Below are 9,219 nucleotides of genomic sequence, written 5' to 3' on the forward strand. Positions count from 1 at the left end.
GGAGACTTCTGTGGCAGAAAAGCATACAGAATTAAAAGACATCCGCAATATCGGAATTATGGCGCATATCGATGCTGGTAAAACAACGGTCACTGAGCGTATCCTCTTTTACACCGGAAAAATCCACAAGATGGGGGATACCCATGAGGGAGCGGCTCAGATGGACTGGATGACCCAGGAACAGGAGCGCGGAATCACGATCACTTCCGCCGCAACCACCTGCTTCTGGCAGAGGGATAACCGCACCCACCGGATCAACATCATTGACACCCCGGGACACGTAGACTTCACCGTTGAAGTTGAACGTTCCCTCCGTGTCCTCGACGGATCGGTTGCCCTCTTCGATGCCAAGTCCGGCGTTGAACCCCAGTCAGAGACCGTATGGCGTCAAGCGGATAAGTACAGCGTTCCCCGCATGTGCTTTATCAACAAGATGGATGCAACGGGAGCCAACTTCTTTATGGCTGTTGACACCATCCGCGATAAACTCCGTGCTAATGCCGTTCCTATCCAGTGCCCCATCGGTTCCGAAGCGGAATTTAAGGGAATTATTGACCTGCTCAGAATGAAGGCGGAAGTCTATCACGATGAGTTGGGAAAAGATATTACTGAAGAAGAAATTCCGGCCGATCTTAGAGAAAAAGCAGAGACTATGCGGTCCGACCTGATCGAAGAGCTCTCTGAAGTTTCCGATGAGATCGCCGAAGCCTATCTGGAAGACCGGGAGGTCACCCCTGAGATGATGAGGACCGCCCTGCGGACCGCCACCATCGATCGGAAGGTCTTCCCCGTTCTTTGCGGGTCTGCCTACAAGAACCGCGGCGTCCAGTTCCTCATCGACGCGATTGTAGACTACATGCCCAGCCCCTTGGATGTTCCTCCTGTTCAGGGAATTGCTCCCGGAAGCCAGGATGAAGAAGATCCGGAAATCATGGAGAGACATGCCGATGAGAACGGCCCCTTCTCCGCCCTTGCCTTCAAGATCGTCACCGATCCCTATGTCGGCAAGCTCTGCTACTTCCGCGTTTACTCCGGAAAGTTGGAGAACGGATCTTACGTTTACAACTCCACCAAGGGAACCAGAGAGCGTGTTTCCCGGATCCTCCAGATGCACGCGAACAAAAGACAGGAAATTGAAGTCGTCCAGGCCGGAGATATTGCTGCGGCCGTCGGTCTCAAGGACACCACCACCGGTGATACTCTCTGCGACCAGGAAGACCAGATTATCCTCGAAAACATGACCTTCCCTGAGCCGGTTATCTCGGTAGCTATCGAGCCCAAGACCAAGGCTTCCCAGGAAAAGATGGGGATCGCCCTCCAGAAATTGGCGGAAGAAGATCCGACCTTCCGGACCTACACCAATGCGGAGACCGGGCAAACCATCATCGCCGGTATGGGTGAGCTCCACTTGGAGATCATCGTTGACCGACTCCTCCGTGAGTTCAAGGTGGAAGCCAACATCGGCAACCCCCAGGTTTCCTACCGCGAGTCCATCTCCTCCGAGGCCGAAGCCCAAGGAAGATTCGTCCGCCAGTCCGGTGGTCATGGCCAGTACGGCGATGCCAGCATCCGGATCAAACCGGGCGAGCCCGGAACAGGCATTGTGGTTCACAACAAGATCGTCGGCGGTGTCATTCCCAAGGAATTCATCAACCCGACCATCCAAGGTATCCAGGAAGCCTGCCAGACCGGTCCTATTGCCGGATTCCCGGTTTTGGACGTGGATGTCGAACTCTTCGACGGTTCCTTCCACGAAGTAGACTCTTCGGAAGCCGCCTTCAAGATCGCCGGATCGCTTGCCATGCAGAATGCGTTAAAGAAGGCCAAGCCCACCCTCCTGGAACCCCTCCAAAAGGTCGAGATTGTGACCCCCGAGGAATATCTGGGTGATGTCATGGGCGACGTTTCTTCCCGGCGCGGAACCATCGAGAAGATGACCCCACGCGAAGGCGTACAAGTTGTCGATGCCTACATTCCTCTTTCAGAGATGTTTGGCTACGCAACGGACCTCCGGTCCAAGACCCAGGGTCGTGCTACCTACTCGATGAACTTTGACCACTATGAGAAGGTGCCCGATTCCATTGCTGAGGAAGTTTCGGAGAAGAAAAACAAGTAAGGCTTCCTTTGAACGAAGCTCGAACTTAAAATTTGGAAGTTTTGGACGTTTTATCGTATAATCGACATGAGCGTTACTTTTCACAATGAATTAGGAGGAAGCAATGGCTAAAGAAAAATTTGAACGGAGTAAACCGCACGTAAACATTGGTACCATTGGTCACGTTGACCATGGTAAGACCACTTTAACAGCTGCCATCACCAAGGTGATGAACGAAAGATTCGGAACCGGCGCAGCGATCGCCTACGAGAATATCGATAAGGCTCCGGAAGAAAGAGAACGTGGAATCACCATCAACACCTCTGTTGTTGAGTATGAGACTCCCAACCGTCACTATGCCCACATGGACTGCCCCGGACACGCCGACTATGTTAAGAACATGATCACCGGTGCTGCCCAGATGGACGGTGCTATCCTGGTTGTTTCCGCTGCTGACGGTCCTATGCCCCAGACCCGTGAGCACATCCTCTTGGCCCGTCAGGTTGGCGTTCCCAAGATCTGTGTCTTCTTGAACAAGAAGGACCAGGTTGATGACGAAGAGCTGATCGAATTGGTTGAGATGGAAGTCCGCGATATGCTCTCCGAGTATGACTTCGACGGCGACAACACCCCCATCGTTGTTGGTTCTGCCCTGAAGTGCCTGGAAGAGGGTGGCGAATGGGAAGATGCCATCGTTGAGCTCATGGAAAAGGTCGATGAATACATCCCCACTCCTGAGCGTGATACCGACAAGCCCTTCCTGATGCCCGTTGAAGACGTTATGACCATCTCCGGTCGTGGTACTGTCACCACCGGTCGTGTTGAGCGTGGTACCATCAAGGTTGGCGACACCGTCGAGATCGTTGGTCTGACCGACAAGCCTCGTGACGTTGTTGTTACCGGTTTGGAAATGTTCCACAAGTCCCTGGACCAGTCTGTTGCCGGCGATAACATCGGTGCCCTTCTCCGTGGTGTTCAGCGTGATGAGGTCGAGCGTGGCCAGGTTCTTGCCGCTCCCGGATCCATCCAGCCCCACACCGAATTTGAAGGTGAAGTTTACGTTCTGACCAAGGATGAAGGTGGTCGTCATACTCCCTTCTTCTCCGGCTACCGTCCCCAGTTCTTCTTCAGAACCACTGACGTTACCGGCGACATCGAACTTCCCGAAGGAACCGAAATGGTTATGCCTGGCGACCACGCTAAGCTGAACATCAAGCTGATCTCCCCGATTGCTATCGAAGAAGGTCTCCGCTTCGCTGTTCGTGAAGGCGGTCACACCGTCGCTTCCGGCGTTGTTACCAAGATTGTTAAGTAATTCCCTTTTATAAGAAATCTGCCAAGCGCTTTATGCGCTTGGCATTTTTTTTAAGGAGAAGTTATGTATCATTACGATTCTATCCTAGGTCGCCTTTATATTGAAATGTCCAGGAATACCCTTTATTCCCTTTACTGGGAGGATCATAAGGGCTTCCGCCCTCCACGTCGGAGCTTGCCCATCCCCCAAACCGGTGAGGGAATTAACTGGGTGGGACACTGGTTGGATGTTTATTTCTCCGGCCAGCCGGTTGACCTTCGAGTTTTGGAAGAGGTTGATATTCATTTTGAGCCCCAGGGAACGGATTACCAGGAAGAAGTATGGAAGCTTCTGGTCAATATTCCTTATGGCAAGATCGTTTCCTATGCCCAGCTGGCCCAGGCCTACATCCAAGCCTATGGTCGACCCACTTCTCCTCGAGCTGTGGGGAGTGCTGTCGCCCGGAACCCCATCTCCATCTTTATTCCCTGCCACAGGGTGATCGGAGCAGATGGATCCTTGACTGGTTATGCGGGAGGGATGGAGAGGAAGAAATTCCTCCTGGAACTGGAAGGCTCCTTCCACGAAGGATAATGAAAAAGGCCTCGGTCAGTGGTGACCGAGGCCTTTGCTTTGCAAGAAAAAAATCCAGAAAAGAGGGACATCTGCGGGACAAAAATTTCGTATGATAAGAAGTGAATCCGGGCTAGATCCTAGGACAAAAGGTCCTTATCACCATGGTGTCTTCTCCAGACAAGGAAGCTGATATAAGCTTGGACACTTTCTCTTTCCTTTGATGTCAGCTCTTCATAGTGGTCGAGAAGGGGAAGGTGGCCATGGTCTCCTGGTCCGGATTCGGCCTCAAAGGCCTGGAAGTCCACGTCAAGGATGGAGGCGATGACGACGAGAAGCTCAATAGCCATGGAGTTTTTCCCCATCTCCCATGAGGAAACTGCATTGCCGGAATAGGAGGTTCCCATTCTCTCATTGATGGCCTCCGCCAGGTCGTTTTGGGTCAAGGACCTAGACTGGCGAAACAATTTAAGCTTTCTTCCGATGGCAACCTTTAAATTGTAAATGTCTTCTTTCATACGGACCTCCGCTATTGTCCCATTATAAGTGATGAAGAAGTGATTATTCAAGCTTGTCAGGCTTAAATTATTTTGATATTCTATTTCAAATGGAAGCAGAGAAAATATTACATTTTAGATGGAGTGAATGAGTTCAATGAATAATGTTGTGGGTCCAAGGATCAAATCATACATAAAAAAACAGGGAATTTCCGTCAGTTACCTTTCGGACAAGACAGGGATTTCCCTCCAGGCCCTGCGACGTATTTTAAACGGGAAGAGCAAGCTCTGCGCGGAAGTCTACTTCCTTCTCTGCCAGGAACTCGACCTTCCCTTGGATTATTTCATAGACTCTGGCCGAGGAATAGAATAGAACATCACATTTTAGTGATATAGAAAAGCCCCTTCAATAATGACGGGGCTTTTTTTCATGGATCCGAGCGGTTTGGGACAAATGACCCGGAAAGTGGGACACGGGAGGGATCTTTTTTCCCTATCATTAAAAGTGCCCAGCGATGTGTATCGACCGAGAATCCCCACTACTATTGAGATCTGATTCTGTCTCCGTTTGGAAACCGCTGAACATACTACACATCAATGAGCCACAGGGGGTTGTGGCAGGTTAGGACAAACCGGGTGCGGGCAGTAACCGAGGGCCGTCCACCCTCGGTTCGAAAGGAGTGTGATCCGGACTGTGGAAGACAAAGAAACGAGACAAATACTGGAGAACATTGCTGATGAACTTCGGCAAAGAAAAGATTTATCTGATATGGATGATGACTTTCTCTTAGCCCAAGTGGAGAAAGAAGTATTAGCCCATCCCATTCTGTCTTTTGGAAAAATGAATGAAAAGGCCCTCTGGATTGACCAGGTGTATGCTGAAATCCGAGGCTATGGAGTTTTGGATTATTACTTAGAAAATCCGAAGATTACGGAAATCATGGTGAACGCCTATAATGAGATTTTTTATGAGGAAAAGGGCCGGATTTTTAAGGGAGACCGGGTTTTCCCTTCCAAGAAAAGGCTGATCGACATCATACAAAAAATTGTGAGCGACAGCGGAAAAGAGGTCAACCAAAGAAAGCCCATTTGCGACTGCCGGATGAAGGATGGATCCCGGGTTAATGTGGTGTTAGAACCCATCACTGCCCGGTCGCCGGTCCTTACCATCCGACGCTTTTCCGACTCTTTTTATGATCTGGAGGACCTGGTATCCAACCGGACGCTTAGTCGGGAGGCGGCAGACTTTCTCGACGCTTGTATAAAAGCCAAGTCCAACATTTTTATCTCCGGATCTACCGGGTCGGGGAAGACCACCCTTCTCAACGCTTTGGCGGGACAGATCCCGGAGGACGAGCGACTGATCACGATTGAAGATGCCAGAGAGCTTAATTTCGGATTGAGAGAAAACTGGCTAGCTCTTGAGGCCAGGGCCCCTACTGTCAAAGGTCAGGGAGGGGTGGATATCCGAGACCTCATCCGAGCCTCTCTCCGGATGAGGCCGGACCGGATTATTGTCGGGGAGGTCCGTGGTAAGGAGGCCATTGATATGCTCCAGGCGATGAATACGGGCCATGACGGGTCGCTATCGACCGGCCATGCCAACTCCATTGAGGACATGCAATTCCGCTTGGAGACCATGGTTATCGGAGGCCATGAGGGGCTCCCCCTCCAGGCTATCCGCCAGCAGATCGGAGCAGCGATTGAGATCTTTGTCCACCTCTCCCGGATGCCGGACCATTCCCGGAAGCTGGTGGAGATCAAGGAGCTGGTCGCGGAGGATGGGAAGCTCACCTATCACAGCCTTTTTCATAAATCATGGAAGGACCCCATGGACCAGCCTGCCCAATGGACCGGGGCCCATCTGACAAGAAAAGATAAATTTCTAAGGGAGGGGGTTGCAAGCCCTCTCCTAGGATAGGAGGGGAGGATGAAGCGAGCAAAAGACCAAGTTGGAGGCCATCCCCTCCCGAGATTCTACGCTACTCTTGCCCTGGCTTTGTCCGGCCTGTTTTCCTGGATCTACTACCCCCGTTGGTGGTTTATTCTTTTAGGAATGGCCTTTGGTCTCCGCCAGGCCAAGGCCTGGTGGAAGGTCAACCAGGCCGGGGCTCAAAAAAAGGCCCTGGAAAAGTGGATCCTCTCCTTCTTTGAACGATTGATGAATTTCTTGGATGCCGGCTACAATCCCTTGGAATCCTGGGCCAGGGCAGGCGCTGCCCTTCAGGGGGAGGGAGGGGAGGAAAAGGAAGGCTTCCTCTCCGGCCTGGACAGGGAGGTTAAGGACCGGTTGACAGAGAATGTCTTGGATGTCATCAAGAAGTACAAGGAAGGTCAAAGTTTTGAAGATGCCTTGGTTTCCTTTGGACAGGAAGTTTCCTCCCCCCTGGTAGAGAATTTTATCCACCACTTTATATTGGGAATCCGCCAGGGGGGAGATCTGGCCAAGCTGACCGAGAGTTTTTACCGACTCCTTTTTGACCGCAGGGAATTGGACCGGGATAGGGAGACCAAGCTCTATGCGGCAAAGAGGGAATTGGCTGTCCTCTTTGTCATGCCCTTTATCCTCCTGGCCTCCCTCCGCTACAGTTCACTGGGTCAAGGAGGAAGGGGCCTGATCAACCTCCTTATCCATCTTTTTTGTTTGGGCCTTTTCTACCTGGCCTGGCTTTGGGCCCGGTCCATTCTCCATAGGACAGAGGTGAATCAAGAAAAGAGGTCCTCATGATGGTCTTTTGGATTCGGCTGGTCCTAGTATGGTTGGTCCTCTTTCTTTGGCTGTTTTTTTACCGGAGAATGTCCCTTTCCGTCAAGCCGAATGGAGAGGGTGTCGGAGAGGCTATTTTTTATAGGCTCCCGGACCCCATTAAAAGCTACCGTTGGTCAAGAAAGAAATCCTGGCTGACCATTATTCATGGGTCTCCCCGAGGGGAAGAAGTCTTGGTTGAAAGAGAGAAGGGAAAGTGGAGGGACCTCTACCTCCTGGCCGGTTGGATTTCTCCCGCCCTTCTTTTTCCTCCCATTTTCCCTCTTCTCTTGGCTCTTAGCATTGGACGTTGGTTTTATGAAGAGTATTCCTTATCCAAGAAGGCAAAACAAATCCAAAGGGAGGTCCTCGGGAGCCTACCTGAAATGATCAGCCGCCTCCTCCTCTCCATTCAGGCGGGCGCCCTCGTCAAAGATGCCTGGCTAGAGACAGGCCTATCCCAGGAGGGGGTCCTCTATGAGGAAATGAGGAAGCTGACTGAAGACATTGAACAGGGGGTCAGCCTGGCAGAGAGCTATCGGAACTTCGGACGACACCTGCAAATCCCTGTCCTGGGAGATATTGGCCAGCTCATGGTGGAAGGGCTCCATTTAGGCTCCCAGCAGCTGGTCAAGGAATTGGAGACGATTCGATCTCGTCAGGTTCAAGAGGAAAAGCGGAGGATTATGGAAGAGGCGGACCGGGCCTCCCAGCAGATGATTTTTCCCAGTATCTTGCTCTTTATTGGAATCCTGATATTAATTATGGCCCCTATGTTGGCCCAAGGAATGATATAGAAAGGTGGAATTTATGGCTTTACCGGCAAGAATTCAGCTTTGGTTTGGAAATGGCTTGGAAAAATGCGTAAAGATGATGGAAGAGGAAAGGGGAGAGGTGAACATGGTGGCCATTGTTCTCATCATCCTGGTCGTCATCGCCTTGATTGCCATCTTCCGCGATAACCTCACCCAACTTTTAGGAAGCCTCTTTGAGAAAATCGAACAGGAGGCCCTGAACATCTGACTGTAGAGGAGGGGAAAATGATAAGGAAAATAAACCCGGTCAAGAAGATGAAGGAGGAGGGGGGTGGAGTGACCATTGTAGAGGCCTCCTACCTCTATCCTATCGCCTTTCTTCTGGTCTTCTTCTTTATCTTCCTCTCCTTTCTTTTGTGGGAGGGAGGACACCGGGAATCAAAGCTGGTTGAGGAGGTTCAACAGGCGACCAATTCTCCTCTCTTTCATGACCCCTCTGGCATTCCGGTTTTGGGGGAGGAAGGGATGGAATGGAAGATTTCCGGACTTTTCCGGCCGAGAATGAAGGTGGAGGCCGGTCGGCCGGTAAAGAGGGTTTTGCCCTTCCGTTACTTTAAGTTAGGAGAAAGGACGGAGGTCAAAAGCCGCCCCTCCTTTAACTGGACCTCATCAGCCAACACCATGTGGAAGTACTTGGCCATCCGGGCCTGGATGAAAAGCGGGAAGTAAAGGAGGATTTACTATGTTGAAGTGGATGGCCCGGGAAAAGGGGCTTCTAACGGTCTTTTTTGCCGGCTTCCTATCCCTTCTCTTGATTACTGTCGGTATTTTGGGGGACTACCTCCGGATCCAGGTGGTTGGAGCCGAGATGCGGACCGGCCTCCGCCTCTCTTCCAAGATGGGGCTGGCCCAGTTCGATAAAAAATTGGCCCGGGAGTATGGCCTTTTTGCTGTCCGGGACCTATCTGAAGTGGATAGGTTGGCCAAGGAAGGCTGGGATAAAAGATTTGCTCCTTCTTCCATTCGGTCTGATTCCTTTATTGTGGATGATCAGGAGATCCGGGTGGAGGGGATTAAGGGGATGACTTTGTCAGCTCCCAAAAATCTGGAGGACCAGATTGACCAGTTCATGGATTGGCAGACCCCGAGGATCCTATGGTCAGAAGTCCAGGCTCATTTCAATATCTTTCAAAGGATTAGCCAATTGGGTCCGGTTATGGAAGCTAAGGCGGCCTTTGAGAAGGACTTAAAAAATTACC

Annotated in this window: 11 protein-coding genes; 10 read left to right on the plus strand and 1 reads right to left on the minus strand. The window is 51.3% G+C overall.

Translation table 11 applies throughout. The annotated features are described in order from the left end of the window. Positions 1–10 precede the first annotated feature (10 nt). The 3 genes from fusA (at position 11) to HGKM_RS04300 (ending at position 3,983) form a co-directional block, all read left to right on the plus strand. Positions 11–2,116, plus strand: coding sequence for an elongation factor G (gene fusA, locus HGKM_RS04290; RefSeq protein WP_019134109.1), 2,106 nt, complete (start codon positions 11–13; stop codon positions 2,114–2,116). Positions 2,117–2,219: 103 nt separating this feature from the next. Further along, the gene (gene tuf, locus HGKM_RS04295) at positions 2,220–3,410 is read left to right on the plus strand and encodes an elongation factor Tu (RefSeq protein WP_019134110.1); all 1,191 of its coding nucleotides are present in this window, start codon (positions 2,220–2,222) and stop codon (positions 3,408–3,410) included. A gap of 63 nt (positions 3,411–3,473) precedes the next feature. Further along, a complete protein-coding gene (locus HGKM_RS04300; protein WP_019134111.1) occupies positions 3,474–3,983 on the plus strand; it encodes a methylated-DNA--[protein]-cysteine S-methyltransferase in 510 nt (169 codons plus the stop codon). A 119-nt stretch (positions 3,984–4,102) separates the two neighbouring features. On the opposite strand, the gene HGKM_RS04305 is transcribed toward HGKM_RS04300, so the two are convergent. Next, a complete protein-coding gene (locus tag HGKM_RS04305) occupies positions 4,103–4,480 on the minus strand; it encodes a helix-turn-helix domain-containing protein (protein WP_019134112.1) in 378 nt (125 codons plus the stop codon). 136 nt (positions 4,481–4,616) lie between these two features. Here HGKM_RS04305 and HGKM_RS09230 point away from each other — a divergent pair, with 136 nt between their 5' ends. From HGKM_RS09230 to HGKM_RS08830, 7 genes are all read left to right on the plus strand, one after another. Then, positions 4,617–4,832: a helix-turn-helix domain-containing protein gene (locus HGKM_RS09230; protein ID WP_019134113.1), complete on the plus strand. Its 216-nt coding sequence runs from the start codon at positions 4,617–4,619 to the stop codon at positions 4,830–4,832. Between the two features lie 321 nt (positions 4,833–5,153). Next, complete coding sequence (locus tag HGKM_RS04315; protein WP_154645921.1) at positions 5,154–6,380, plus strand: TadA family conjugal transfer-associated ATPase; 1,227 nt, start codon at positions 5,154–5,156, stop codon at positions 6,378–6,380. 9 nt (positions 6,381–6,389) lie between these two features. Then, complete coding sequence (locus tag HGKM_RS04320; RefSeq protein ID WP_019134115.1) at positions 6,390–7,187, plus strand: type II secretion system F family protein; 798 nt, start codon at positions 6,390–6,392, stop codon at positions 7,185–7,187. Further along, complete coding sequence (locus HGKM_RS04325) at positions 7,184–8,002, plus strand: type II secretion system F family protein (RefSeq protein ID WP_019134116.1); 819 nt, start codon at positions 7,184–7,186, stop codon at positions 8,000–8,002. Before HGKM_RS04320 ends, HGKM_RS04325 begins: the two co-directional genes overlap by 4 nt. A gap of 13 nt (positions 8,003–8,015) precedes the next feature. Further along, positions 8,016–8,228 (plus strand): Flp1 family type IVb pilin, encoded by a 213-nt coding sequence (locus HGKM_RS04330; protein WP_019134117.1) that lies wholly within the window; start codon positions 8,016–8,018, stop codon positions 8,226–8,228. Between the two features lie 17 nt (positions 8,229–8,245). Beyond that, positions 8,246–8,689 (plus strand): hypothetical protein, encoded by a 444-nt coding sequence (locus HGKM_RS04335; protein WP_019134118.1) that lies wholly within the window; start codon positions 8,246–8,248, stop codon positions 8,687–8,689. Positions 8,690–8,702: 13 nt separating this feature from the next. Further along, the coding region (locus HGKM_RS08830) for a hypothetical protein (RefSeq protein ID WP_034578973.1) at positions 8,703–9,219 on the plus strand (517 nt) is incomplete at its 3' end.

Source organism: Kallipyga massiliensis ph2 (genome assembly GCF_000311985.1).
In the GTDB taxonomy this organism is placed as follows: domain Bacteria; phylum Bacillota; class Clostridia; order Tissierellales; family Peptoniphilaceae; genus Kallipyga; species Kallipyga massiliensis.

Excerpts from the sequence above, each read along its gene's own strand:
- tuf (WP_019134110.1), top strand. The coding sequence starts at position 2,220 with ATGGCTAAAGAAAAATTTGAACGGAGTAAACCGCACGTAAACATTGGT.
- HGKM_RS04300 (WP_019134111.1), top strand. The coding sequence starts at position 3,474 with ATGTATCATTACGATTCTATCCTAGGTCGCCTTTATATTGAAATGTCC.
- HGKM_RS04305 (WP_019134112.1), bottom strand. The coding sequence starts at position 4,480 with ATGAAAGAAGACATTTACAATTTAAAGGTTGCCATCGGAAGAAAGCTT.
- HGKM_RS09230 (WP_019134113.1), top strand. The coding sequence starts at position 4,617 with ATGAATAATGTTGTGGGTCCAAGGATCAAATCATACATAAAAAAACAG.
- HGKM_RS04320 (WP_019134115.1), top strand. The coding sequence starts at position 6,390 with ATGAAGCGAGCAAAAGACCAAGTTGGAGGCCATCCCCTCCCGAGATTC.
- HGKM_RS04325 (WP_019134116.1), top strand. The coding sequence starts at position 7,184 with ATGATGGTCTTTTGGATTCGGCTGGTCCTAGTATGGTTGGTCCTCTTT.
- HGKM_RS04330 (WP_019134117.1), top strand. The coding sequence starts at position 8,016 with ATGGCTTTACCGGCAAGAATTCAGCTTTGGTTTGGAAATGGCTTGGAA.
- HGKM_RS04335 (WP_019134118.1), top strand. The coding sequence starts at position 8,246 with ATGATAAGGAAAATAAACCCGGTCAAGAAGATGAAGGAGGAGGGGGGT.